Below are 22,929 nucleotides of genomic sequence, written 5' to 3'. Positions count from 1 at the left end.
CAAACAACAGAAGCAGGCCGATTTGGGTGTTGCTCATGGACAGGGCTCCGATACAGGAGGCAGGCGCCCGGCCAGTTGCAGGCCGGGAGCACGCCGGGCCCAGATAAATAGCCTCGCCGCCGGGCCTTGGCCAGCGTGTATATGGAGGTTTTACGGGCGGGTGAAGAATCCATACGCCGTTGCTACGTTTTTGTCCGGCAAGCCGGCTGGCAACGCCCCGGCGTTGGTAGAATCCGCGCCTGCCCCTTCACCCGCCCGAGGTCCCCGTTGCCCGCCATGAATGCTTCCAACCTTGAAATTCGCCAAGTCTTGCCCGCCGACCTGGACCGTTGTTTCGCCATCGAAACTCTGGCCTATGAGGGCGATGAAGCCGCCACCCGGGAAAAGATCGCCACCCGCATCGCCACTTGGCCTACCGGCTTTATCGTTGCAGAAGTGGACGGGGTGATCGCCGGCTTTATCAACTCCGGCGCGGCCTTTGAGGTGGAAATGGCCGATGAGGCGTTCAAGGAACTGATCGGCCACGACCCGGCCGGCCCCCACGTGGTGATCATGTCGGTGGTGGTGCACCCGGATTACCAGGGCCTGGGCGTGGCGCGGCAGCTGCTGCAGGCGTTTATCGGCAACATGGGCGATCTGGGCAAGGCCAGCATCCACCTGATGTGCAAGGAGCGGCATGTGCCGTTGTACCAGCGCTTCGGCTTCGTCTATTGCAAAGCCTCGGCGTCGGACCACGGCGGCATGGCCTGGCACGAAATGGTGCTTGAGCTGTAGGCCGACGGCCTTAGAAGTCCAGGGTCATCCTGCGTTCGTAGCCGATGCGGCCCTTGTAGGCCTCGCCGCTGTCGACCCAACCCTGTTTCAGGTAGAGCTTGAGCGCGGCCTGGTTATCCGCATCCACCGACAGCATCAAGCCCTTGAGTTCCGGCCAGGCCAGGCGCGCCGCCTCGGGCAACGCTTGCAGGCAGGCCTGGCCGTAACCCCGGCCCTGGACCCGGTGGTCGACTTGCAAGGCATGCAGGGTGGCGGTGCCGGCACTGGCCCAGTGCGGCAGGAATGGCCCGTGCTTGAGCAGCAGAAACGCCACCGGCCGCTCATCGGCGAGCAGGGCGAAGCCCTTGATGCCCGGCTCCGGTGCCTTGAGCAGGGTATGCAGGGCGGTGTAGATGTCGCCGGAAAAAGCCTGTTGTTCCGGGTGTACTTCAAGGCCGTCGAGTTGCTCGCGCTGGGTGGCGTCGAGCTGTTCGTAAGGCACCAGTCGGGTCGTCAAGGCACTGTCCATGTTGTTTTTGGAGGGGCGTCGATTTTAGCGATTTGCGGTGTTTGCGCATTTTTTTTTCTTGGGCATGTCGATTGGCGGGACGCGCAGACGACTAAGGGTGTCTTCACTCAATGGCAAGGAGTACCCCCATGAGCACGCACCCCAGTGAAAACCAGATTCGCAGCCTGATCGACGCCTGGCGCCAGGCGGTGATGGCCAAGGATATCGAGCGCATCGTCAGTTACTACGTCGAGGACATTACCGCCTTCGATGCGGTGGGCGCCTTGCAGTTCAAGGGCAAGCAGGCCTACCGCGATCATTGGCAGGCGTGCATGGAGTTCTGCCCCGGACCGGGGATTTTCGACTTCGAGCAATTGCAGATCGTGGCCGCCGACGACATCGCCTTTGCCCACTGGCTGGCCCACTGCGGCGGCACTGATGAGCAGGGGCAGACCAAGGCCTGCTGGATGCGGGTCAGTGCCGGTTACCAGCGTATCGACGGACAGTGGCGGGTACGGCACGAGCACTGGTCGGCACCGTTCGACATGCAAAGCGGCAGCACCCAGTTCGACCTGCAACCCTGATCGTCGGGTTTTTCGGCAAAGCGCCCAACAGCGGCCATAGTTGATCAGCCCGATCATGGAGAGCCCCCATGAAATACCTATGCCTGGTCTACAGCGACGAACAGTTGCTGCACAGCTTGCCCGACAGCCCGGCGGACGCCGAATGCATGGCCTATGCCGAAGCGGTGCAGGGCAGTGGCCGCATGCTCGCCGCCGAGGCGCTGGCGTCGGTGCAGAGCGCAACCACGGTGCGCATGCGCGCCGGCAAGTTGTCGATCACCGATGGCCCGTTCGCTGAAACCAAGGAGCAACTGGCCGGTTTCTACCTGATCGAGGCCCGGGACCTGAACGAAGCCCTCCAGGTCGCCGGGCATATTCCGGCGGCGCGGGTCGGCAGCGTCGAGGTGCGCCCGGTACGTCAATTGAATCCCTGATAACAACCATAAACAGGAGTTTGACCATGACTCATGCGCAAGCAGGCCACGCGCCTGCCCAGTACCAACTGTCCATCAGCCGCCTGATCGATGCGCCTCGGCGCAAGGTGTTTCGCGCCTGGACCGAGCCGGCCCTGCTGGCTCAATGGTGGGGGCCCCATGGCATGACCACGCCCGAATGCGAGATGGACCTGTGGGTCGGTGGCCAGTTTCGCACCCTGATGCGCGCGCCGGACGGCCAGGAATACCCGACCATGGGGGTGTTCCTGGAGATCGTCGCGCCGCGCCGATTGGTGTTTACCGACGCCTTTGTCCCGGGCTGGATCCCCTCGGCCAAGCCCTTTATGACCGCTGAAGTGACCTTCGACGAAGTCGATGGCAAGACCCTCTACACCGCACGCGCTATGCACTGGAGCGAAGCCGATCAGAAGGCCCATGAGGCAATGGGTTTTCATGAAGGCTGGGGCCAGAGCCTGGATCGATTGGTCACCCTGGTCACCCAAGGCATGCCGGACTGATGCCCAGGCACGCGGGGCAGGCCGTCCCGGCACTGGTCGAGACGGTCTACCGCGAGCAGTCGCGGCGCATCCTGGCGACCCTGATTCGCCTGCTGGGGGATTTTGACCTGGCTGAAGAGGCCATGCACGAGGCGTTTTTTGTCGCGGTCGAACGTTGGCAGCGCGACGGCGTGCCGGATAACCCCCGGGCCTGGCTGGTGTCGGTCGGGCGCTTCAAGGCGATTGACGGCCTGCGCCGACGCGCACGGTTTGCTGCGTCCCAGGCGGCGCTGGCCAGGCAACTGGAACAGTTGGAGCAGACCGAGTGGAGCGAGGACGATGTGGAAGATGATCGCCTGCGGCTGATCTTCACCTGCTGCCACCCGGCCCTGGCGGCGGATGCGCAAGTGCCGCTGACCCTGCGCGAGATCTGCGACCTGAGTACCGAGCAGATCGCCCGGGCCTTTCTCACGGCCCCGGCGACCATTGCCCAGCGCATCGTGCGGGCCAAGGCCAAGATCCGCGAGGCGAAAATTCCTTATCAGGTGCCGTCCCTGGGCGAGCTGCCGGAGCGCCTGGACAGCGTGCTGCGGGTGATTTACCTGGTGTTCAACGAGGGTTATTCGGCGTCCATGGGCACTGAGCTGACCCGTGACGAGCTGACCCGCGAGGCGATCCGCCTGGGGCGGCTGTTGCTGGAGCTGCTGCCGGAACCGGAAGTCATGGGCCTGCTGGCGCTGATGCTGCTGCATGAGTCGCGACGCTCGGCGCGGGTTTCCGTGACTGGCGAGCTGGTGCTGCTGGATGAGCAGGATCGGCGGCTGTGGAATGCCGAACTGATCGTCGAAGGCTGCGCCCTGGTCGAGCGGGCGCTGGGCACCCGGCGCTTCGGGGTGTATTGCCTGCAGGCGGCGATTGCCGCCGTGCATGCCGAGGCGCCGACGGCGGGGCAAACCGACTGGGCGCAGATTGTCGGCCTGTATGACGTGCTGTTAAGGGCGCTACCATCGCCGGTGATCGAACTCAACCGCGCCGTGGCCCTCGCTCAGCGCGACGGTCCGCAGGCGGGGTTGGCGCAGGTCGAGGCGCTGCTGGCCCGTGGTGAATTGCAGGATTACCACCTGGCGCACTCGGCCCGGGCCGAATTCTGCCGCCAGCTGGGCCGCGACGATCAGGCCCGCGAAGCCTACCTGCGAGCCCTGCAACTGACTCGCCAAGACCCCGAACGGCGCTTCCTCGAACGCCGCCTCGCCGCGCTGGTGCCGTCCTTGTAGCCAAGCCTGCGGCAGCGGCTACACCCACCGACAGGCCATGCGCCAGCTCTTCAGGCCTGCTGCCGCGTAGCCGCCAGGACGATTTCGCGGATGCAGACATTCTGCGGTTGGTCGTAGGCAAACTGGATCGCCCCGGCCACATCTTCGGCGCTGAGCACGGTGCCGCCCATGCCCTGTTTCCAGGCCTGGTAGCCGCTCTTGATCGCTTCGTCGGTGGTATGGCCGAGCAACTCGGTCTCCACCGCACCGGGAGCGATGGTGATGACGCGCACGTTGTGCGGCGCCAGTTCCTCGCGCAGGTTTTCCGACAAACCATGCACCGCGAACTTGGTCCCCACATACGCCACGTGATTGGGGAAAGTCTTGCGCCCGGCCACCGAGCTGATGTTGATGATGGTCCCGCGCTGACGTTCGCTCATGCCGGCCACCACCGCGTGGATGCCGTTGAGCAGGCCTTTGACGTTGACGTCGAGCATCTGGTCCCACTGCGCCGGATCCTGTTTGCTGATCTCGCCGAGCAGCATCACCCCGGCGTTATTGATCAAGCCATCGGCCGGGCCGAACCGTGCTTCTGCATCCTTGACCGCCGCCAGCACTGCAGGGCGATCGCTGATGTCGACCCCACGGCTGATGCAGTCGGGCAGGTTCAGGGCCTGCAGCCGCTCGATGCGCCGGGCCAGTAGCAACAGCGGATGGCCGGCGGCCGACAGCAGGCGGGCAGTGGCTTCGCCGATGCCGGAACTGGCTCCGGTAATGATGATGAGTGGCTTGCTCATGGGAAACTCCTGGAATAATAAAAACCAATGACTGAAGCAGAGCGGCAGTATATTTAGCCGGATGATCGCTGAAAAATGCCTAATTCCTCTGTCTGTTATCGGAATTTCCTATGGATATTCGCCACCTCAAAGCCTTCCTCGCGGTGTTTGAAGAACGCAACATCACCGCCGCCGCGCAACGCCTGTTTATCAGCCAGCCGACCCTGTCGGTGACCATCAAACAGTTGGAGCAGGAACTGGGCGCGGCCTTGTTTCTGCGTCAGCCGCGCGGGGTCGAAGTGAGTGACGAGGCGCGGGTGCTGTACCCCCAGGCGCGGCGCATGGTGGCTGAAGCCGAGGCCTTGAGCCGGTTGTTTCGCGCCCGCGAAAACCGTGCGCCGCTGGTGCTGGGAGTGGAGGGTGATATCGCCGACAGTCAGATCGAAGCCTTTGTGCGCCTGGCCCATCAGGGCTTGCCGAACCTGTTGCTGACGCTGCAGGAAGGTTGCGTCGGCGATGCCCGGCTGGCGGTTGAAGAGTTGTGCTGTGAAGACGAATTGTTCCTGCCGCTGTGGGAAGAACCCTATGTGATGGCCTTGCCCGCGGCGCACGCCATGGCCCGAGACGAAGGCCGCGGGTGGCTGCCGATCGAGGACTGGATCACCTGCCCGCAGCATGTTTCCCATCAGCGGTTGATGGCGCTGTACGGGCGCTCGCCTGAAGCGGTGGCCGGGCATGCCGGATCCCTGAAACAGGCCATGCACATGGTGGCCGCCGGCGTGGGCGTGGCCATGCTGCCGCTGTCCCTGGCCCGGGGGCGCCCTGGCGTGGTCACCCGTGCTTTGCACCTGCCGGCCCCCAGTCGGCGCGTGGGCCTGTGCTACGCGGCCCAGGCGCTGGAGTTGCCGACCTTGCGCGGGCTGCACGAATACTTCCTCACCCATCGCCCGGCGCCCCTGGCGGCAGCGGCTACAGGCTGACTACTCAAGCATCTGCCCCAGCAGCCAACTGCCTGCCGGGCCGGGCGGATGCAGGCGTGACCAGAGGGCATCCACCGCCACCAGGCGCGGCCAGCCGCGGGCGTTGAGTTCGTGCAGGCTGCCCGCGCCGAAACGTTCTACCAGCCAGCGCGGCAAGGGCGCCCAGCCGAAACCGCCCTGGGCCATTTCCAGCAGCATCAGGTAGCTGGGGGCCGACCAGACACGGCCCCGGGCCCGGCTTTCGTAAGGGTTGATCACCGTCGCCAGGCGCAGTTCGCGATGCTGCTGCAAGGTCTCCTTGTCGACCTTGGCGAGGCTCGCCAGGGGATGTTGCGGCGACACGAACAAAGCGATCTCGGTGCGTTCATCGACGGTGGCCGAGTCCAGGTCCGTGGGGTAACTGGGCTGCATTTCGGCGAAGGCGATCTGCGCCCGCCCGCGTTGCACCAGTTCCACCAGGTCTTCGCATTCGGCGATCAGGCATTCCAGTTCCAGGTCCGGATAGCGTTGTTCGAACGCTTGCAGGGAAGACTCGAAGCGGTCCGACTGATAGGTGTCGGACAGCGCCACCGTCAGCTTGGCCTCGACCCCCCGGGACAACTGGCTGGCGGCCATTTCCAGGCGACTGGTGGCCGCCAGGATCTCTTCGGCGCGCTGCAGCAGCACATGCCCGGCGGGAGTCAGCCCGGGCTTGCGACTGCTGCGGTCGAACAACTGCACATCGAGGTCGATCTCCAGGCTGGCGACAGCGGCGCTGATGGTCGACTGGCTCTTGCCCAGCTTGCGCGCAGCAGCGGAGAACGAGCCCTGGGTGGCCGCCTGGACAAACGCCAGCAGCACTTCATGTGAAGCCATGAACTATCGCCTTGATCGATGGTTATTGGTTATGAAGTATCGGTATCTGATTGGATCATGGCAACCACATTCACCCCTGGAGCCGGACCATGAGCCCCCAGAAATCCCTGAAAGAACGTGTTGCCCAGGCCGTTGGCTTCGAAGTGCTGGCGTTGCTGATCTGTACGCCGTTGCTGGCCTGGTTGATGGACAAGCCCCTGGTGAACATGGGCGCGGTCACCCTGGGCATCGGCCTGATTGCCCTGGCCTGGAACGTGGTGTTCAACAGCCTGTTCGATCGCCTGCTCAAGCGCCTGGCGTTGAGCCACAGCCCCTGGACTCGGGTCTTGCACGCCCTGTTGTTCGAAGGCGGGCTGGTGGCGGTCAGTGTGCCGCTGATTGCCTGGTGGTTGCAGGTCAGCCTGTGGCAGGCCTTGCTGCTGGATATCGGCGTGCTGCTGTTTTTCCTGCCGTACACCTACCTGTATCACTGGCTGTACGACCTGGCGCGGGAGCGTCTGATGCGCCTGCGAATGGCGAACTAATGTCACGGGCCTGGGTCATAGAGTCCGCTGCCGAGAGGCGATAGCCGCGCGTTGCGGCAGCGGCGTTTCTTTAAACAGCAACCCGCGCTTGAGTTGGCTATGCTGCATTGCAGCCTGCAACAGCCCGATGCAGAGCCCTGATAGCGACCTTCACGGTGACGCTCGGGGCGCACTCGGTCTTGGGGTTGCAGGCCTGGAGCCTGGAACCGGCCAGGGTGATGATTGATAGAAGCGATGTGCCGGTTCATGTAACCGAACCTGCTGTTCCCTCGACTAGCTGAAGGCCATGACCCTTTCTCCATCCTGGATCATCTGCGAGCACTGCGATTCGCTGTATCAATCCGTGCCGCTTGGCAAAGGCCAGACGGCCCAGTGTTCACGCTGCGGCGCAGTGCTCGCCAGGGCCAGCCGCTGGAGCGTGCAGCAGCTGTTTGCGCTGTCGATTACCGCTGCCTTGCTGTTTGTGTTCGCCAACGCCTTTCCCGTGATCAAGATCAGCCTCGAAGGCCTGAGCAACGAAGCCACCCTCTGGCAATCGGTCGAGGCCCTGGCCTATGGGCGCATCAGCCTGATCGCCGCCGTCACCGGCTTGACCATCATCCTTGCCCCCTGCCTGCAGATCGTTCTGCTGTGCTGGGTGCTTGGCTTTGCCAATGTCGGCCGCGCTGCGCCGGGCTTCAAGACCTGCATGCGCACCCTGGAACACCTGCGGCCCTGGAGCATGCTCGAGGTGTGCCTGCTGGGCATCCTGGTGGCCATCGTCAAGCTGGCGGGCATGCTCGATGTGCACCCGGGCCTTGGGCTGTGGGCGCTGTCGATGTTGACGGTGCTGATCATCCTGATTTCCGGCAAAGACATCCGCCGGCTCTGGCACGACCTGGAGGGCCGCTATTGATGAGCGCGCCACCCTACGCCCGCGACCTGCAATTGATGCTCTGCCATACCTGCGGCCAGGTCTGCGCGCAAGACGTCCATCACTGTCCGCGCTGCGATGGCGCCGTGCACAGGCGCAAGCCCAACAGCCTGACGCGGACCTGGGCGTTCCTGCTGGCGAGCCTGATTTTCTATATCCCGGCCAACCTGTTGCCGGTCATGTACACCAGCATGTTCGGCAGCGGCAGTGAAAACACCATCCTCAGCGGCGTCTACGAGTTCTGGAGCCACGGCTCCTGGGACATCGCGCTGCTGATCTTTATCGCCAGCGTGGTGGTGCCCTGCATCAAATTCTTTGTCCTGGCGACCCTCCTGATCAGTTGCCAGCGGCGCAGCCATTGGGCGATGCGCGAGCGCGCCCGGCTCTACCGTTTTATCGAAGTGATCGGCTACTGGTCGATGCTCGACGTGATCGTGGTCGCGCTGGTGGCCGCGCTGGTGCAGTTCCGTGCCCTGAGCTCGATCGAGCCGCGCATGGGCATTCTGTTTTTCGGTTTGGTGGTGGTGCTGACGATGTTGGCAGCCATGAGTTTCGATCCCCGGCTCATCTGGGATGTAGAGGTGAAAGATGTCTGATGATCCAGGTTCCAAGCAATCGCCTGCCCCAGGCACTCCGGCGGTCAGGACACGGCGTTTCAACGTATCCCTGGTATGGCTGGTGCCGATTGTCGCGGCCCTGGTCGGGGTGTCGATGATGATCAATAACTCCTTGTCGGCCGGGCCGCAGATCTCCATCAGCTTCCTCACCGCAGAAGGCCTGGAAGCCAACAAGACCCAGGTCAAATACAAGAATGTGGTGATCGGCAAGGTCACTGCCATTGCCCTGAGCGATGACCGCAGCAAGGTCAACGCCACCGTCGAACTGGATCAGTCGGCCCAGCCGTTCACCGCCGATGACTCGATGTTCTGGGTGGTGCGGCCCCGTATCGGCGCCAACGGTATCTCCGGGGTCGATACCTTGCTTTCCGGGGCCTTCATCGGTGCCGACGCCGGGCAATCGGGCAAGACCAGCAAACAGTTCGTCGGCCTGGAAACCCCGCCGGCGGTGACCTACGGCCAGCAGGGCAAGCGCTTCACCCTGCACACCGATGACCTGGGGTCGCTGGACATCGGCTCGCCGGTCTATTACCGGCGGATCCAGGTCGGGCAGGTGATTTCCTATCAATTGGCCAGCGATGGCAAAGGGGTGGATGTGCGGGTGTTCGTCAACTCGCCCAACGACCAGTACGTCACCACCGATTCGCGCTTCTGGAACGCCAGCGGCGTGGACGTGACCCTGGGGGCCAACGGGCTCAAGGTCAACACCGAGTCCCTGTCGTCGATCCTGGCGGGCGGCATTGCCTTTGTTGAACCCAAATACAGCCCGAACCCGGAGCCTGCGGCTGAAAACGCCACCTACACCCTGTTCGACGACCAGGACACCGCCCTGGCGCCGCCCGATGGCGAGCCGCGCTACATGCGCATGCGTTTTGACCAGCCGTTGCGCGGGCTGGCGATCAATGCCCCGGTGGAGTTCCTGGGGGTGAACATCGGCAAAGTGGTGTCGATGAACCTGGATTTCGACGAGCAGAAAAAGGACTTCTGGACCGTGGTCGGTGTGGTGATCTACCCCAATCGCCTGGGCAAGGTTCAGGAAAAACTGCTCAAGGAATGGGGCGGGGAGGACGAGGCGCGCTCCGCGGAGTTGATCGCCGGCTTCGTCAAGCGCGGCCTGCGGGCCCAGGCGCGCAGCGGCAACCTGCTGACCGGGCAATTGCTGATTTCCCTGGACTTCATGCCCAACGCCAAGCCGGTGATGTTCGACCAGAATGCCAAGCCGCTGGAGATTCCCACCGTGCCGGGCAGCCTCGACAAGCTGCAGGAGCAAGTGCAGCAAGTGGTCGAGAAAATCAGCAAATTGCCGCTCGATGCCATCGCCAACAACCTCAACGCCAGCCTCGGGGAAATGAACAAGACCCTGAAACAGGTCAACGGCGAGGTGCTGCCGCAGATGCGCGATACCCTGGTGCAGACCCGCAAAACCCTGGCCACCGCCAACGACAGTTTTTCCGAGGACTCGCCAGAGCGCCTGCGCCTGGGCCAGGCGATGGATGAAGTGCAACGCACTGCGCGTTCGGTGCGGGTGTTGACCGACTTCCTCAGCCGCCATCCCGAGTCGTTGATTCGCGGTCGCCTCAAGGACAATCAGCCGGATGCCTACAAATCCACGTCATCCTCTGTTCGTGAACCCGAGCCGGAAGCCCTGCCATGAAAACCCCGATCCTGTTGTTGAGTGCGGTAGTGGGCCTGGCGGCCTGCAGTTCGGCGCCGACCCGTTACTACACGCTGATGTCGCCCGTGGCCGAAGGGGCCGCCGCTGGCGTTGCGGCGCCGGGGTTTCAGTTCGAGATGGCGACGGTGCGCATTCCGGCCCAGGTCGACCAGCCACAGTTGGTGGTGCGCCTGGATGGCGGGACCTTGGCGATTCTGGAGACCCAGCGCTGGAGTGCGCCGCTGGTGGATGAGTTTCATGACGCCCTGGCCAGCCAGTTGGAGGTGAAGTTGGGGACCCGCAACCTGGAAGGGCTGCCCAAGCAGGCCGGGCGCCCGCTGCTGTCGTTGCAGACGGATGTGCGCCGCTTTGATTCGTTGCCGGGGCGCTATGCCTTGATCGATGTGGTGTGGAGCCTGCGCCTGCGCGGCGAGGGCGCACAGGCTCGCAGCCTGACCTGCAGCAGCCAGATCCGCCAGCCGGCCGGTGTCGAACTGGAGGCGTTGGTATTGGCGCACCAGCAGGCCATCGGGCAATTGGCGCAGAGCATTGCCAGTACCGCTCGGCGCTGGGCGCAAGTGCCGTCCACCCCTTGCCCCTGAGCCTGATCAGCGCCGAGCCGACAGCTGCTGCGGTGCCAGAAACGCATCGTGGAAATAATCACGCAATGCCTGCATCGCCGGGGTGAAGTTGCGCTCGCGGTGCCAGGCCAGGCCCACGCTCATGGGCGTGACCGGGTCGGTGACGGTCAGGGTCTCGATGCGCTTGCCCTCCAGCGACCAGGGGCGATGCACCAGGTCGGACAGAATCGCCACCCCGCTGCCGTTGGCCACCATGCTGCGCACCGCCTCCACCGAGCTGGTGCGCACCCGCACCGTGGGTTGCTGCCCGGCGTGTTCCCAGTAGCGCATGGCACTTTGTTCGGCCTCATCCACGGTGAGCAGGATGTAGGGTTCGCGGGCCACGTCGGCCAGGCTGACCGCCGCCCGCTCGCATAGCGGGTGGTGGCTGGGCAGCCACAGGCGCCGTTCGGAGTTGAACAGAATCTCCGAAACGATAGCCGGGTGGGTGAGGTTGGCGGTCAGCACCACCGCCATGTCGAAGCGGCCTTCTAGCAGGCCGTGTTCGATGGCCTGGCGCTCCTGCTCGTGGACCTCGATGGTCACGTCCGGGTGCCAGTGCTCCAGGCGTTGCAGGTGATGGGGCAGGAAATAGCCGATCACCGTGTAGCTTGCCGCCAGGCGCAGCACGCCGCTGGCGCGGTAGTCCGGCAGCGGGCTGTTCAAGGCGTCGTCGACGCTGCGCAGAATCACGTAGGCGCGGTTGAGAAAATGCCGCCCGGCATCGGTCAGGTTCATGCCCTGGGCCGAGCGCACAAACAGCTGCACCGCGAGCATGGCTTCCAGTTCCTTGATCGCCGTGGTCACCGCAGACTGGGAAATATTCAGGTGAATCGCCGCCTGGGAAATCTGCCCGATCTCGGCAGTGGCCACAAAGTAGCGCACCTGGCGCAACGTCAAAGACATCCACAACTCCTCAAACCGCCCACATTGATCCAATAACCAGCCGTAGCCGCTGCCAAGCCCCGCGAGGCTACGGCGACAGTATTATCTGTTTTTCAGAAGATACCCTATCTGATAATAGATCTTCCCAAGGGGTAGGCCCCCAGCCTAATTTTGCCTGCAACCAGTCACGACAGGCGGAGCAACGGTGATGCAGGCAGTGGATTTCAATTCGGACATGGGCGAAAGCTTCGGCCCCTGGACCATCGGCGATGGCGTCGACACCGAGCTGATGGGCTTTATCAGTTCAGCCAATATCGCCACCGGCTTTCACGCCGGCGACCCCGGCACCATGCGCCGCACGGTCGAGACCGCCAAGCGCCTGGGGGTGGCCATCGGTGCTCACCCGGGGTTCCGCGACCTGGTGGGTTTTGGCCGCCGACACATCAATGCCCCGGCCCAGGAGCTGGTCGACGACATGCTCTACCAACTCGGCGCCCTGCGGGAAATCGCCCGGGCCCAGGGCGTAGCGCTGCAACACATCAAGCCCCACGGCGCGCTGTACATGCACCTGGCGCGGGATGAACAGGCCGCGCGCCTGCTGGTGGAAAACCTGCAACGCCTGGAGCCGCAGCTGCTGTTGTACTGCATGCCCGATTCGGTGATCTGGCGCGTGGCCCGCGAGCTGGGGCAACCGGTGATCCGCGAGTTTTACGCCGACCGCGACTACGACCTCAGCGGCTCCATCGTCTTTACCCGCCAGGTGCGCGCGCTGGATCCTGGCGAAGTCGCGGCCAAGGTGTTGCGCGCCTGCCAGAGCGGCCTGGTGCGCACGGTCGAAGGCCAGGACCTGCCCATCGCCTTCGATTCCATCTGCCTGCACAGCGACACCCCCGGGGCCCTGGCCTTGGTCCAGGCCACTCGCCAGGCGCTGGACCAGGCCGGTATCGAGGTGCGTGCGCCGCGCTGATGCCCTGGAACACCGAGTGCGCAGACCTCGGGTTTCGCTGAATGCGTTGAATTTTTTTGCCTGCCTTTCTACAAGTATTCCAAGAGGAACAGACATGGCTGAATACAGTGTTACCACCCAGGCCGCCACGGTCCCGGGCCAACCTGCGGTGATTGAATGCCGGGCAGGTGCGGCATGAGCACAGCGATTCGCTACAGCTTTGGTGCCGATGAGCACCTGTTCGCCGAGGTCAGCGACAGCATGTCCCTGGAGGCGTTTTTCAAGGGCATGGCCGTGACCCGCGCCGTGGAGCGCCTGGCCCTGGATGGGGTGCTGGACATATGCCTGGCCAATGCTTCGTTCCAGATCCGGTTCGACCCCGACCGCATCGCTCCCCAGGCGCTGCTGGAGGCGGTGCGCGGCGCCGAGGCCGGAGCCGTGGCCGAACGCAGCTTGCACACCCGAATCATCGAGATTCCGGTGCTGTACAACGATCCCTGGACCCACGAAACCCTGATGCGTTTTCGTGACCGCCATCAGGACCCGAGCGCCACGGACCTTGAGTACGCCGCGCGGATCAACGGCCTGGCCGACGTCGAGGCGTTTGTCGCGGCCCACAGTGGCGCGCCCTGGTTTGTGTCGATGGTCGGCTTTGTCGCCGGCTTACCGTTCATGTTCCAGATGGTCGAGCGCGAGCGTCAGTTGCAGGTGCCCAAGTACCTGCGGCCGCGCACCGATACGCCGAAGCTGACCCTGGGCCACGGCGGCTGTTTCGGCTGCATCTACTCGGTGCGCGGGGCGGGCGGTTATCAGATGTTTGGCGTGACCCCGGCCCCGATCTACGACCCCGAGCAAACCCTGGCGTATCTGAAAGAGCACATGGTGTTCTTCCGCCCCGGCGACATCGTCCAGTTCAAACCCATGGACCGCGAGGCCTACGACCTGGCGGTGGCCGAAGTAGAGGCCGGTCGTTTCGACCTGCGTATCCGGCCGGTGGAGTTTTCACTGGATGCCTTTCTCGCCGACCCGGTCGGCTATCCGAAGTCGTTGCAGGAGGCGTTGGCATGATCAAGGTCATCAAACCGGGTTTGGCCACATCGGTGCAGGATCTCGGGCGCGAAGGCTATTACCACCTGGGTATTCCGCCGTCCGGGGCCCTGGATCAATACGCCTTGAGCGCGGCCAACCAACTGGTGGGCAACCCGCCGGGGGCGGCGGCGCTGGAGTGCACGCTGGTGGGGCCGGAGCTGGAGTTTGGCCGCGACGCCCTGGTGGCGGTCTGCGGCGCGCACATGACGCCCAAGCTCGATGGGGTGGACATGCACCTGGACACGGCCTTTGCGGTCAAGGCCGGGCAAGTGCTGCGTTTGGACTTTCCCAAGGCCGGCGCCCGCGCTTACCTGGCGGTGGCCGGCGGCATCGATGTGCCGCTGGTGCTGGGCAGTCGTTCCACTTACACCCTCGGCGCCCTGGGCGGTTTCCAGGGGCGGCGGCTGGCGGTCGGCGATGAGTTGCCCGTGGGTGTGGACAGCGGCAAGAGCCGGGTCGGTGCGAGCTTGCCCATGGCCTTGCGTCAGTCCCTGGGTGGTGAGGTCACGCTGCGGGTGGTGCCCGGCCTGTATTACGAGCGCTTGAGCGAGGCGGCCAAGGTCAGCTTTTTTGCCGAGCCCTGGACCGTGGGCTCCGAAGCTGACCGTATCGGCTATCGCTTCAAGGGCGGCAGTGCCCTGGGTTTTCAGCCGCGGGAGCAGCCGTTTGGTGCCGGCTCCGATCCGTCGAACATCGTCGACAGCTGCTACCCCATCGGTTCGATCCAGGTGCCTGCGGGGCTCGAACCGATCGTGTTGCATCGGGATGCGGTGTCCGGTGGCGGCTACGCCATGATCGGCACCGTGATCAGCGCCGACCTCGACCTGATCGGCCAGATGCAACCCAACCAGAAGGCCCGCTTCGTCGCGGTGACCCTCGAACAGGCGCTGGAGGCCCGGCGTTCCTACAAGAAAAAGCTGGGCTGCCTGAGCAAACTGTTTCCCTCCTGAGCACCGTGGCGGCTACACCCGTAGCCGCCCCAGCCCGCATCCAAACGCCGCCCAAGCCTGACAACTACACGCCCGCTCAAAACAGTTGGGTAAACAACCAATACAAACTGCCCGACAACAGGATCGCCGCCGGCAGGGTCAGGACCCAGGCCATCAGCAGGTTGCGGATGGTGCGCATCTGCAGCCCGCCGCCGTTGGCGACCATGGTCCCGGCCACGCCCGATGACAGGACATGGGTGGTCGATACCGGCAGGCCGAACATGTCGGCGGCGCCGATGGTCAGCATGGCCACGGTTTCCGCCGAGGCGCCCTGGGCGTAGGTCAGGTGGGTCTTGCCGATCTTTTCACCGACCGTCACCACGATGCGTTTCCAGCCGACCATGGTCCCAAGGCCGAGGGCGATGGCCACGGCGATCTTGACCCAAAGCGGAATGAAGCGCGTGGCGTTGTCGATCTGTTGCTTGAACAGCTGCAGCTTGTCCTGGGTGTCGGCGTCGAAGTGGCCGACCTTGTTCTTGTCCATCAGGCGAATGGTTTCGCTGGTCAGGTACATGTCGTTGCGCACGTTGCCCATGGCCTCGGCCGGCACTTTGGACAACGAACCATAGCCCTTCACTTCGTTGCCGATATGACCGGCCAGCGCTGCCAGCGCCGGGATCAGCTCAGGCGTGGCCTGCTTGTTGCGCACGTAATCGGAAAGGATCGGCCGCGGATCGGCGGGCGCCGCCTGTGGCGAACCTTTGCTCAGGGCCTGCTGGGTGACTTCGGCCACCGCGGCGAATTGCAGGGCCTGGTCGGCCGGCATGGTGCGGTTCAGCGCGTAGGCCATGGGCAGGGTGCCGACCAGAATCAGCATGATCAGGCCCATGCCTTTCTGGCCGTCGTTGGAGCCGTGGGCGAAGGACACACCGGTGCAGGTGAGGATCAGCATGCCGCGAATCCACCACGGCGGCGGAGTGTTGCCTTTGGGCGCCTTGTACAGCGCGCGGTTCTTCACGAACAGGCGCAGGGCCAACAGCAGCAGGGCGGCGAACGCGAAACCGATCAGCGGCGAAAACAGCAGGGCGTACCCGACTTTGGTGGCCTGGCCCCAGTCCACACCGCTGGTGCCGTCGCGGCCATGCATCAGGGCATTGGCCACGCCGACCCCGATGATCGAGCCGATCAGGGTGTGGGACGAAGACGCCGGCAACCCCAGCCACCAGGTGCCGAGGTTCCACAGGATGGCGGCGATCAGCAGGGCGAAGATCATGGCGAAGCCGGCCGATGAGCCGACTTGCAGAATCAGCTCCACCGGCAGCAGGGCAATGATGCCGAAGGCCACGGCGCCGCTGGACAGCAGCACCCCGAGGAAATTGAAGAACCCCGACCAGACCACGGCGAAATGCGGTGGCAGCGAGTGGGTGTAGATCACCGTCGCCACGGCGTTGGCGGTGTCATGGAAACCGTTGACGAATTCGAAACCCAGGGCGATCAGCAGCGCCACGCCGAGCAGCAGGAACGGGGTCCAGGTGGTCACGGTGGTGCCCAGTTCGTGCATGTCATGCATCAGGCTGTAGGCGGTGAACAGCAAGCCCATGGCCAGTACCGCGAAAAACATCACCAGGGTGAAGGGGCTGGCCTTTTTATCCAGCTGGGGCTTGGTTTCGCGGGTGGAAGAGGGGGTGGCGGCAGTCAGGGAAGGGGTGGCCATTGCCGGACAATCCTGTGGAGGGGAGGAGTGGGCTCCATGATCGTTGCCAAATGTTACAGAGAGACTGCGTCAGGTCAGTGTTTGTGCGATTGGGTGGGCCGCTGATCTGAATGGGCCTTTCGGCATACCGTTACAGGCGCTGTGTCGGTCAGGGGAAGGGGTGTCATGCAGGGCCAGCGGGTGTTGGCTCAATAGTCCTGGCGTTTGCGAAAGGCCCAGCGGCCGGCGAACAGGGTGAAGGTGGCGACCAGGGCCACCAGGATCCAGAAGCCTTCGGGGTCTGCGGAAAACGGAATGCCGCCCACGTTCATGCCGAAAAAGCCGGCGATGATGTTGATCGGCAGCGCCAGCACGGTGACCACGGTCAGGGTGAACAGGGTGCGGTTGGTCTGTTCGTTGAGGTTGGCGGCGATTTCTTCCTGCAACAGTTTGATTCGCTCCCCCAGGGCCGTGAGGTCGTTGATGATCAGCGCGAACTCCTCGGTGGATTTGCGCAACTCCTTGACGTCTTCCTTCTGCAGCCATTGCGGCGGCCGGTTGAGCAGCCGCAGCAGCGAGCCCGGTTCCAGCGCCAGCAGTCGTTGCAGGCGCACCAGCACCCGGCGCATGGCCCCGAGTTCGGCGCGGTTGGTGGAGACCCGGGCGGCCAGCAGTTGGTCTTCGATCTGGTCCACGCTCTGGCTGGTCTTGCGCACGATCTGGGTCAGTACCTCGCCCTGGTCGCGCAGCAGGTGCACCAGCAGTTCCAGGGGCGAGCGAAAGCGCTCGCCGGCCTTGACCGAGGAGCGCAGCTTGTCCACCGAGTGCAGGGGTTGCAGGCGGGCGCTGACGATCAGGCGGCTGCGGGCGCAGACCCACAGGGTCGAGATATCCGATGAGACCATGCTGCTGAAGTTGAACACCACGTCGTTGACCACCGCCAGCAGGGCCGAGTCCACATGCTCGATGCGGGTGGAGCGCGAGCCTTCATGCAGCGCTTCGAAAAACTCTTCAGGCAGTTCCAGGTGAGCCTTCATCCAGCGCTCGCAGGCCGCGTGGGCCAGGTTCAGGTGCAGCCAGAGAAACTCGTCACCGTCCCCTGCTTGTTTCAGGCATTCCAGAGCCTTGGCCGAGTCCAGCTCGCGGCCGGCTTGCCCCGGGAGAAAACTGAAGCCGTACAACAGGCCGAACAGATCGGAATCGCGATGGCTTTGGTCGATGCTGTGGTTCATGGAGTCTCGCAGGAGGGAAGCCACCTGTAGGCGTTTTACAGGTTCACTTGGGCTTTATCATCGCAAGGCTTTTTGACGTTTTTGTGACAGTTTCAGGTGCAGAATGCGCGCCCTGCTACCGGTGGTCGGAGGCGCTCAAGAAAGCCCGCTGCGCGCCGATCACGCTCACAGCAGTCGAGCATCGGCCCGTCGTCGACTGCCCTGACAGGGATGTCTGTGTGCCACCCATGTCCATTTCGGATGTGTTCCATCCCTGCCATGAGATCTCATTTGATGTTCTTGCAAAAATCCCTGCGCGCGCAAACGCTCGCCTTGTTGAGCGGCAGCCTGTTTGCGATGTTGTTGATCGCCCTGGCGTGTTTCAACTTCCTGTCCAATGGTGTGCAAAGTTATCGCAATCTGATCGAGGGGCCGCTGCGCACTTCGCAGCTGGTCGACGAGGCCAACTTGCAGTTCAAGAGCCAGGTCCAGGAATGGAAGAACGTCCTGCTGCGCGGCAAACAGCCTGAAGAACGCAGCAAATACTGGAAATTGTTCGAAGACCGCCAGAGCGATGTCCAGGGCATTCTCGGCCAGTTGGCGATGGCCCCAGGTGTCGACGCGCAATTGAAAAGCCAGGTCGAACGCCTGCGCGAAGAGCATCGCCAGCTCGGTGCGGCCTATCAGAAAGGCCGGGACGCCTATGTGGCGGCGGGTGCGGATCCGGCAGCTGGCGATGTGGCCGTCAAGGGCCTGGATCGTGCGACCAGCGAGCAGATGAGTGAGTTGGTCAGCCAGTTGCGCAAGCAGGGCGACCAGCAGTCGCTGCTGATCAGCGCCGGAGCCGAACGCACGATCTGGATCGGGATTCTGGTGATGCTGGCGTCGGGCCTGATGATCGGCCTGTTCAGCCTGTGGCTGGTCAACCGCAACCTGGTGCAGCCGATCCGCACCCTGATCGAGTATGTCGCGCAACTGAGCCAGGGGCGTTTTGCCGAACGTGTCGCCAGTGACCGCCAGGACGAACTGGGCCGCTTGGCCATGGCCGCCAACACCCTGCGTGATTTCCTCGCCGACACCTTCAGCCGCCTGCAACGCAGCACCTCCGACCTGGACAGCGCCAGCGGCGAGTTGAGCTCCATCGCCGGGTTGATGGCCCAGGGCACCAACGAGCAGTTCAACCGCACCGACCAGGTGGCCACGGCCATGAACGAAATGTCCGCCACGGCCCAGGAAGTGGCACGCCACGCCGCCGATGCGGCGCGCGCGGCCGACGATGCCGATCATTCGGCGCAACAGGGCGAACAGGTGATGCAGGGCACCATCCACACCATCACCCTGATGCGCGGCGAAATCGCCAACACCGCGAAGGTCATTCGCCAGCTGGAAACCGACAGCGGGCGCATCGGCAAAGTGCTGGAGGTGATCCGCGGGATTGCCGAACAGACCAACCTGCTGGCGCTGAACGCGGCCATCGAGGCGGCCCGCGCCGGCGAGGCCGGACGTGGTTTCGCGGTGGTGGCGGACGAAGTGCGCAGCCTGGCGCAACGCACGGCGGCCTCGATTATCGAGATCAACCAGATTATCCAGACCGTGCAGACCGGCGCGGTGGACGCCGCCCAGGCCATCGAAAGCGGCCAGTCGCGCAGCGAGCAGAGCGTCGAGCAAGTGACCCAGGCCGGGGCGATGCTGGAGCGGATCACCGTGGCTGTGGAGGCGATCCGTGACATGAACCGCCAGATCGCCACGGCCGCGGAAGAGCAAACCTCGGTGGCCGAGGACATTTCGCGCAACCTGACCGAGATCACCAGCATCGCCAGTACCAACCTCGACAACGTGCAGCGCACCGAAGCCGCAAGCCGCAACCTGCATGGCTTGTCGGGGCAGTTGAACGAGGTCACCGCGCGCCTGGGCAACTGACCGCCGCGTCCTGTGTATCGGCCTGCTTACCAGGTCGGTACACAGTCACTCTCAAGTTGACCGGGCCGGCGTCGATGGTAGGGCGAACCCCAACTCACGAGGCCCATGCCCATGGTCAGTATCAGTTCCGTTTCCATTACCCAACCCCAGGTCAGCACCAGCAAGCTGGCGACCAGCGCCAGTGACGAGGCCAGCAGCACCGAGACCGGGGTTGCCGCGGCCAGTGCTGCCTCCGGTGACAGCAGCAAGGCGGGCGGTGCTTCGGGGGCTGCGGCGTCCGGCGGCAGTTCCAGCAGCAGCGAGGAGTCGGATGCGGTCAAGGCGCTGCGCAAGCAGATTGCGCAATTGCAGAAAGAGTTGCAGGAGCAGCAACAGCAGCTGCAGGCCGCCCAGGCCAGTCAGGACAGCAAGGATGCCAAGGCCGCCGCCGTGGCCGCCGCGCAATCGCAGATCGCTTCCACCAGCGGCTCGCTGCAGACCGCCACCGCCGCACTGCTGCAAGCCTTGCAGGATTCGAGCAGCAGTTCGTCCGGCTCGCTGGTCGACACCACGGCCTGAGATCAGGCGCTTGTTTCAGGCCCGAGCTTCAGGCGCCAGGGGCAGGCTGAAGGTGAAGAGCGTGCCGTGCTCGGCGCTTGAGGCCAGGTCCATGCGCCCGCCGTGGGAGCGGGCGATCTGGTCGGCGATATACAACCCCAGGCCCAGGCCGGCCTGCGGCGTATCGCTGGCCGGGCGCGAGTACGGCTGGAACAGGTAGGGCAGGATCGCCGGGGGAATCTGCCCCGGGTTCTGCACCGCCAGCATAAACACGCCCTCACGCACTTCGGCCCTGACCTGCACCGGGCCTTCGGGCGCGCCGTGGGTGATGGCATTGGCCACCAGGTTGGAGAGCAGTTGCGCGACCCGGTCACGGTCGCAGCGGATGCCCTGCAAATCGCCGATCACACACTGGATGGGGCGCTCCGGGTGCACGCTCTGCACCTCCGCCACCACGTGATGCAGGGTTTGCTCCAGATCCTGGCTGGACGCGATGTTCAGCGTGATGCCGGGCCCCAGGCGTCCCCGAGCGAAGTCCAGCACGTCTTCGACCAACTGCGCGGCGCGCCGTCCACAGTTGAGGATGTGCTGCACGATCGGGTCGGTGGCCGGGTTCGGGTGTTTGCGCAGCAGGCGTTCGGCACCGACATTGATCGCGAACAGCGGGTTGCGCAGGTCATGGCCCAGTACGGCAATGAATTGCTCGCGCAGCTCGGCGGTCTGGCGCTCCTGCTGCAGCGCGGCTTCGGTCTGCTGCTGGCTTTCTTCGGCTTCGATCTGCAGCGACAGCAGGCGTGCGAACGACTCCATGGTGCTCTGGATGGCGCTGGCCTTGAGTGCCGCCGGGCTGGGGTCGAGGGCGCAGATGGTGCCGAAGAAGCTGCCGTCGGTGCGAAACACCGGGACCGAGATATAGCTCTCGAAGCGGTACAGGCGTGGGGTGTGGTGATTGTGGTAGTGCGGGTCTTCGCTGGCCTTGTCGATCACGACCGAGACGTGGGCCGAGCGGATTTCGTGGCACAGGGTGGTGACCAGGTCCAGCTCGCCGCCGACCTTGAGGCCGAACTCCAGGTCATCGAGGACCGCGCAGGCGTGCCACGAGGTCTCGGTAACTCGGGCCACCGCGGCAAAGCGCAAGCCGGTCATTTCACGAATCACCTGCAACATCGCCGGTACTGCGCTGATCCGGCCGATGGTGGCGATGTCGGCTGCTGTCTGCCCCATTTCATTCTCTGTACATAAGGCGCGACACCTTATGCGCCGCCGAACCTGGGGGTGATTCTAGCGAGCTGACGCGGGTGGGTGGCAATTTCCTTGGGCCCCGGGCGGATTTGTTTCTGGCGTCGGTTTGCCAGCGGCGGGCCACAAAAAAGCCGCGCGCCCCTGAGGACGCGCGGCCTGTCTGTCGGTTGCCTTACTGGTCTTGCTTGTTGCTCAGGACCTTGCCGCTCTTGGCGTCCAGGTCGATTTCCCATTTCACGCCTTTGGCATCGCGCAGTTCTACCTGGTACACGTAGCCGGCTGCGGCGGAGTGTTCCAGTTCGGTGTCGGTGATGTTGGCGGCGGTGGTGCCGGGGTGTTGGGCCAGGGCGGCCTGGTTGAGTTTTTCCAGGTCCATGATGGTGCCAGCCTTGAGCAGCCCCGGAATCAGGTCGGGGCGAACGTCAGCCTGGGCCAGGCCAGCGGTCAGGGTCAGGGCAGCAGCGGCGAACAGGGCAGTCAACGTTTTCATCGGTGTATTCCTTGGGGTGAACTGTTTAAGTGGCCTCAGGTTAGCCGCTCGAACTTAATTCACCCTTAATTTGGCGCAACCTTTGCGCCGTTTGTTCAATTCCGTGACGACGCCGGCTTGCATGCTGCGGGCTCGATCACGGGAGAACCTTATGAAAGGCTTGATGGGCAGTATCTATGCGCCGTTGTTCTGGTTTGGCTTTATCGGGGCCGGGGTGTGGCTGGTGGGAGAGGGCGGGGTTGCACCGGGTTGGCTGGCGCTGTTGTTTGTCGGTGCGCTGGGGGTGTCGTTTATGGCCGAGTGGTGGCTGCCCTATGAGCCCTGCTGGAACCGCCCGCGCCAGGACCGGCTGCGCGATGTGCTGCATGCGTTGGTCAATGAAAGCCTGAACGCCCTGGGCCTGTTGCTGGTGCCGGGGCTGGTGGCGCTGCTCGGCCATGACGGCCTGTGGCCTCAGGCCTGGCCGTTGTGGGCCCAGGTGCTGCTGGCCATTGTGGTGGCCGATTGCGGCATCACCCTGGCCCATTACGCCAGCCACCGCCTGCCGCTGCTCTGGCGTCTGCACGCGGTGCATCACAGCGTGCAGCGCTTGTATGGCTTCAATGGCTTGATGAAGCACCCGTTGCACCAGATGGTCGAGGCATCGGCCGGGCTGTTGCCGTTGCTGGTGCTGGGCCTGCCGTTGCAGGTGGCGCAGTTGCTGGCTTTTGCCATTGCCATCCAGCTGCTGTTGCAACACTCCAATGTCGAGATGCGCCTGGGGCCGCTGCGCTGGGTGTTCGCCTGGGCACCGATGCACCGCCTGCACCATATGAAGTACGGCCGCGCCGGGGATGTGAATTTCGGTTTGTTCTTCAACCTGTGGGACTGGCTGCTGGGCACGGCGTTTTACAGCCATGAATACCCGATTCGCGACGGCGACCTGGGCATCGGCAGCCGCCCGGATTTTCCGGTGGATTACTGGCCGCAGCTGCTTGATCCCTTCCAGGCGCCGACCTTGGGCCGCGAGCCGCAGGTGCCGTCGCCGTTGCGCCGTTGAG

Annotated in this window: 25 protein-coding genes; 17 read left to right on the top strand and 8 right to left on the bottom strand. The window is 64.1% G+C overall.

Annotation, left to right across the window (positions count from 1 at the left end):
* Positions 1–276 precede the first annotated feature (276 nt).
* Positions 277–774 carry a GNAT family N-acetyltransferase gene (locus CF161_RS06355; RefSeq protein ID WP_020295736.1) on the top strand — a complete coding sequence of 166 codons (498 nt, stop codon included), beginning with the start codon at positions 277–279 and terminating at the stop codon, positions 772–774.
* 10 nt (positions 775–784) lie between these two features.
* On the opposite strand, the gene CF161_RS06350 is transcribed toward CF161_RS06355, so the two are convergent.
* Positions 785–1,270: a GNAT family N-acetyltransferase gene (locus tag CF161_RS06350; protein ID WP_043228769.1), complete on the bottom strand. Its 486-nt coding sequence runs from the start codon at positions 1,268–1,270 to the stop codon at positions 785–787.
* Between the two features lie 140 nt (positions 1,271–1,410).
* Between CF161_RS06350 and CF161_RS06345 the strand changes: the two genes are divergently transcribed.
* From CF161_RS06345 to CF161_RS06330, 4 genes are all read left to right on the top strand, one after another.
* Positions 1,411–1,845, top strand: coding sequence for an SgcJ/EcaC family oxidoreductase (locus CF161_RS06345; RefSeq protein WP_020295734.1), 435 nt, complete (start codon positions 1,411–1,413; stop codon positions 1,843–1,845).
* A 68-nt stretch (positions 1,846–1,913) separates the two neighbouring features.
* Entirely contained in the window at positions 1,914–2,258 is a 345-nt protein-coding gene (locus tag CF161_RS06340) for a YciI family protein (protein WP_020295733.1), read from the top strand.
* A 26-nt stretch (positions 2,259–2,284) separates the two neighbouring features.
* The gene (locus tag CF161_RS06335; protein WP_020295732.1) at positions 2,285–2,776 is read left to right on the top strand and encodes an SRPBCC family protein; all 492 of its coding nucleotides are present in this window, start codon (positions 2,285–2,287) and stop codon (positions 2,774–2,776) included.
* Entirely contained in the window at positions 2,776–4,029 is a 1,254-nt protein-coding gene (locus tag CF161_RS06330; protein WP_020295731.1) for an RNA polymerase sigma factor, read from the top strand. The genes CF161_RS06335 and CF161_RS06330 overlap by 1 nt, the downstream gene beginning before the upstream one ends.
* A 50-nt stretch (positions 4,030–4,079) precedes the next feature.
* On the opposite strand, the gene CF161_RS06325 is transcribed toward CF161_RS06330, so the two are convergent.
* Entirely contained in the window at positions 4,080–4,805 is a 726-nt protein-coding gene (locus CF161_RS06325) for an SDR family oxidoreductase (protein WP_020295730.1), read from the bottom strand.
* A gap of 110 nt (positions 4,806–4,915) precedes the next feature.
* Between CF161_RS06325 and CF161_RS06320 the strand changes: the two genes are divergently transcribed.
* Entirely contained in the window at positions 4,916–5,764 is an 849-nt protein-coding gene (locus CF161_RS06320) for a LysR family transcriptional regulator (RefSeq protein WP_020295729.1), read from the top strand.
* On the opposite strand, the gene CF161_RS06315 is transcribed toward CF161_RS06320, so the two are convergent.
* Positions 5,765–6,619 carry a LysR family transcriptional regulator gene (locus CF161_RS06315; protein WP_020295728.1) on the bottom strand — a complete coding sequence of 285 codons (855 nt, stop codon included), beginning with the start codon at positions 6,617–6,619 and terminating at the stop codon, positions 5,765–5,767.
* 89 nt (positions 6,620–6,708) lie between these two features.
* Between CF161_RS06315 and CF161_RS06310 the strand changes: the two genes are divergently transcribed.
* From CF161_RS06310 to CF161_RS06290, 5 genes are all read left to right on the top strand, one after another.
* On the top strand, positions 6,709–7,143 hold the full coding sequence (locus CF161_RS06310) for a multidrug/biocide efflux PACE transporter (RefSeq protein ID WP_020295727.1): 435 nt from the start codon (positions 6,709–6,711) through the stop codon (positions 7,141–7,143).
* A 286-nt stretch (positions 7,144–7,429) separates the two neighbouring features.
* Complete coding sequence (locus CF161_RS06305; RefSeq protein WP_020295726.1) at positions 7,430–8,038, top strand: paraquat-inducible protein A; 609 nt, start codon at positions 7,430–7,432, stop codon at positions 8,036–8,038.
* On the top strand, positions 8,038–8,652 hold the full coding sequence (locus CF161_RS06300) for a paraquat-inducible protein A (RefSeq protein WP_020295725.1): 615 nt from the start codon (positions 8,038–8,040) through the stop codon (positions 8,650–8,652). Before CF161_RS06305 ends, CF161_RS06300 begins: the two co-directional genes overlap by 1 nt.
* The gene (locus CF161_RS06295; RefSeq protein WP_020295724.1) at positions 8,645–10,327 is read left to right on the top strand and encodes an intermembrane transport protein PqiB; all 1,683 of its coding nucleotides are present in this window, start codon (positions 8,645–8,647) and stop codon (positions 10,325–10,327) included. The genes CF161_RS06300 and CF161_RS06295 overlap by 8 nt, the downstream gene beginning before the upstream one ends.
* A complete protein-coding gene (locus CF161_RS06290; protein WP_020295723.1) occupies positions 10,324–10,929 on the top strand; it encodes a membrane integrity-associated transporter subunit PqiC in 606 nt (201 codons plus the stop codon). Before CF161_RS06295 ends, CF161_RS06290 begins: the two co-directional genes overlap by 4 nt.
* 6 nt (positions 10,930–10,935) lie before the next feature.
* On the opposite strand, the gene CF161_RS06285 is transcribed toward CF161_RS06290, so the two are convergent.
* Positions 10,936–11,853, bottom strand: coding sequence for a LysR family transcriptional regulator (locus CF161_RS06285; RefSeq protein WP_020295722.1), 918 nt, complete (start codon positions 11,851–11,853; stop codon positions 10,936–10,938).
* A 187-nt stretch (positions 11,854–12,040) separates the two neighbouring features.
* Here CF161_RS06285 and CF161_RS06280 point away from each other — a divergent pair, with 187 nt between their 5' ends.
* The 3 genes from CF161_RS06280 (at position 12,041) to CF161_RS06270 (ending at position 14,817) form a co-directional block, all read left to right on the top strand.
* Entirely contained in the window at positions 12,041–12,799 is a 759-nt protein-coding gene (locus tag CF161_RS06280) for a 5-oxoprolinase subunit PxpA (protein ID WP_020295721.1), read from the top strand.
* A gap of 174 nt (positions 12,800–12,973) precedes the next feature.
* On the top strand, positions 12,974–13,846 hold the full coding sequence (locus tag CF161_RS06275) for an allophanate hydrolase subunit 1 (RefSeq protein WP_020295720.1): 873 nt from the start codon (positions 12,974–12,976) through the stop codon (positions 13,844–13,846).
* Entirely contained in the window at positions 13,843–14,817 is a 975-nt protein-coding gene (locus tag CF161_RS06270) for a biotin-dependent carboxyltransferase family protein (protein WP_020295719.1), read from the top strand. Before CF161_RS06275 ends, CF161_RS06270 begins: the two co-directional genes overlap by 4 nt.
* Positions 14,818–14,893: 76 nt before the next feature.
* Here CF161_RS06270 and CF161_RS06265 read toward each other — a convergent pair whose 3' ends face one another.
* Both CF161_RS06265 and CF161_RS06260 read right to left on the bottom strand, forming a co-directional pair.
* Positions 14,894–16,510: an inorganic phosphate transporter gene (locus CF161_RS06265; RefSeq protein WP_020295718.1), complete on the bottom strand. Its 1,617-nt coding sequence runs from the start codon at positions 16,508–16,510 to the stop codon at positions 14,894–14,896.
* Between the two features lie 188 nt (positions 16,511–16,698).
* On the bottom strand, positions 16,699–17,721 hold the full coding sequence (locus CF161_RS06260) for a transporter (protein WP_020295717.1): 1,023 nt from the start codon (positions 17,719–17,721) through the stop codon (positions 16,699–16,701).
* A gap of 273 nt (positions 17,722–17,994) precedes the next feature.
* On the opposite strand from CF161_RS06260, the gene CF161_RS06255 reads away from it, so the two are divergent.
* Together CF161_RS06255 and CF161_RS06250 are read left to right on the top strand one after the other, a co-directional pair.
* Entirely contained in the window at positions 17,995–19,620 is a 1,626-nt protein-coding gene (locus CF161_RS06255; protein WP_020295716.1) for a methyl-accepting chemotaxis protein, read from the top strand.
* Between the two features lie 111 nt (positions 19,621–19,731).
* Positions 19,732–20,178, top strand: a complete 447-nt coding sequence (locus CF161_RS06250; protein ID WP_020295715.1) for a hypothetical protein — start codon at positions 19,732–19,734, stop codon at positions 20,176–20,178.
* Between the two features lie 15 nt (positions 20,179–20,193).
* Here the strand turns inward: CF161_RS06250 and CF161_RS06245 are convergent, their stop codons facing one another.
* A complete protein-coding gene (locus CF161_RS06245; RefSeq protein ID WP_020295714.1) occupies positions 20,194–21,381 on the bottom strand; it encodes a GAF domain-containing sensor histidine kinase in 1,188 nt (395 codons plus the stop codon).
* Between the two features lie 190 nt (positions 21,382–21,571).
* A complete protein-coding gene (locus tag CF161_RS06240; RefSeq protein ID WP_020295713.1) occupies positions 21,572–21,889 on the bottom strand; it encodes a PepSY domain-containing protein in 318 nt (105 codons plus the stop codon).
* 151 nt (positions 21,890–22,040) lie between these two features.
* On the opposite strand from CF161_RS06240, the gene CF161_RS06235 reads away from it, so the two are divergent.
* Positions 22,041–22,928, top strand: coding sequence for a sterol desaturase family protein (locus CF161_RS06235; protein WP_020295712.1), 888 nt, complete (start codon positions 22,041–22,043; stop codon positions 22,926–22,928).
* Position 22,929 lies beyond the last annotated feature (1 nt).

The organism is Pseudomonas sp. CF161 (genome assembly GCF_000416215.1).
In the GTDB taxonomy this organism is placed as follows: domain Bacteria; phylum Pseudomonadota; class Gammaproteobacteria; order Pseudomonadales; family Pseudomonadaceae; genus Aquipseudomonas.
Note: the sequence above shows the minus strand (reverse complement) of the source record. Positions and strands in the feature narration are given on the sequence as shown.

Bases quoted from the DNA above. Each gene is read 5' to 3' on its own strand.
- CF161_RS06355 (WP_020295736.1), top strand. From the start codon at position 277: ATGAATGCTTCCAACCTTGAAATTCGCCAAGTCTTGCCCGCCGACCTG.
- CF161_RS06270 (WP_020295719.1), top strand. From the start codon at position 13,843: ATGATCAAGGTCATCAAACCGGGTTTGGCCACATCGGTGCAGGATCTC.
- CF161_RS06245 (WP_020295714.1), bottom strand. From the start codon at position 21,381: ATGGGGCAGACAGCAGCCGACATCGCCACCATCGGCCGGATCAGCGCA.
- CF161_RS06235 (WP_020295712.1), top strand. From the start codon at position 22,041: ATGAAAGGCTTGATGGGCAGTATCTATGCGCCGTTGTTCTGGTTTGGC.
- CF161_RS06320 (WP_020295729.1), top strand. From the start codon at position 4,916: ATGGATATTCGCCACCTCAAAGCCTTCCTCGCGGTGTTTGAAGAACGC.
- CF161_RS06340 (WP_020295733.1), top strand. From the start codon at position 1,914: ATGAAATACCTATGCCTGGTCTACAGCGACGAACAGTTGCTGCACAGC.
- CF161_RS06260 (WP_020295717.1), bottom strand. From the start codon at position 17,721: ATGAACCACAGCATCGACCAAAGCCATCGCGATTCCGATCTGTTCGGC.
- CF161_RS06325 (WP_020295730.1), bottom strand. From the start codon at position 4,805: ATGAGCAAGCCACTCATCATCATTACCGGAGCCAGTTCCGGCATCGGC.
- CF161_RS06315 (WP_020295728.1), bottom strand. From the start codon at position 6,619: ATGGCTTCACATGAAGTGCTGCTGGCGTTTGTCCAGGCGGCCACCCAG.
- CF161_RS06290 (WP_020295723.1), top strand. From the start codon at position 10,324: ATGAAAACCCCGATCCTGTTGTTGAGTGCGGTAGTGGGCCTGGCGGCC.
- CF161_RS06240 (WP_020295713.1), bottom strand. From the start codon at position 21,889: ATGAAAACGTTGACTGCCCTGTTCGCCGCTGCTGCCCTGACCCTGACC.
- CF161_RS06275 (WP_020295720.1), top strand. From the start codon at position 12,974: ATGAGCACAGCGATTCGCTACAGCTTTGGTGCCGATGAGCACCTGTTC.
- CF161_RS06255 (WP_020295716.1), top strand. From the start codon at position 17,995: ATGTTCTTGCAAAAATCCCTGCGCGCGCAAACGCTCGCCTTGTTGAGC.
- CF161_RS06310 (WP_020295727.1), top strand. From the start codon at position 6,709: ATGAGCCCCCAGAAATCCCTGAAAGAACGTGTTGCCCAGGCCGTTGGC.
- CF161_RS06295 (WP_020295724.1), top strand. From the start codon at position 8,645: ATGTCTGATGATCCAGGTTCCAAGCAATCGCCTGCCCCAGGCACTCCG.
- CF161_RS06345 (WP_020295734.1), top strand. From the start codon at position 1,411: ATGAGCACGCACCCCAGTGAAAACCAGATTCGCAGCCTGATCGACGCC.
- CF161_RS06330 (WP_020295731.1), top strand. From the start codon at position 2,776: ATGCCCAGGCACGCGGGGCAGGCCGTCCCGGCACTGGTCGAGACGGTC.
- CF161_RS06265 (WP_020295718.1), bottom strand. From the start codon at position 16,510: ATGGCCACCCCTTCCCTGACTGCCGCCACCCCCTCTTCCACCCGCGAA.
- CF161_RS06285 (WP_020295722.1), bottom strand. From the start codon at position 11,853: ATGTCTTTGACGTTGCGCCAGGTGCGCTACTTTGTGGCCACTGCCGAG.
- CF161_RS06305 (WP_020295726.1), top strand. From the start codon at position 7,430: ATGACCCTTTCTCCATCCTGGATCATCTGCGAGCACTGCGATTCGCTG.
- CF161_RS06250 (WP_020295715.1), top strand. From the start codon at position 19,732: ATGGTCAGTATCAGTTCCGTTTCCATTACCCAACCCCAGGTCAGCACC.
- CF161_RS06335 (WP_020295732.1), top strand. From the start codon at position 2,285: ATGACTCATGCGCAAGCAGGCCACGCGCCTGCCCAGTACCAACTGTCC.
- CF161_RS06280 (WP_020295721.1), top strand. From the start codon at position 12,041: ATGCAGGCAGTGGATTTCAATTCGGACATGGGCGAAAGCTTCGGCCCC.
- CF161_RS06300 (WP_020295725.1), top strand. From the start codon at position 8,038: ATGAGCGCGCCACCCTACGCCCGCGACCTGCAATTGATGCTCTGCCAT.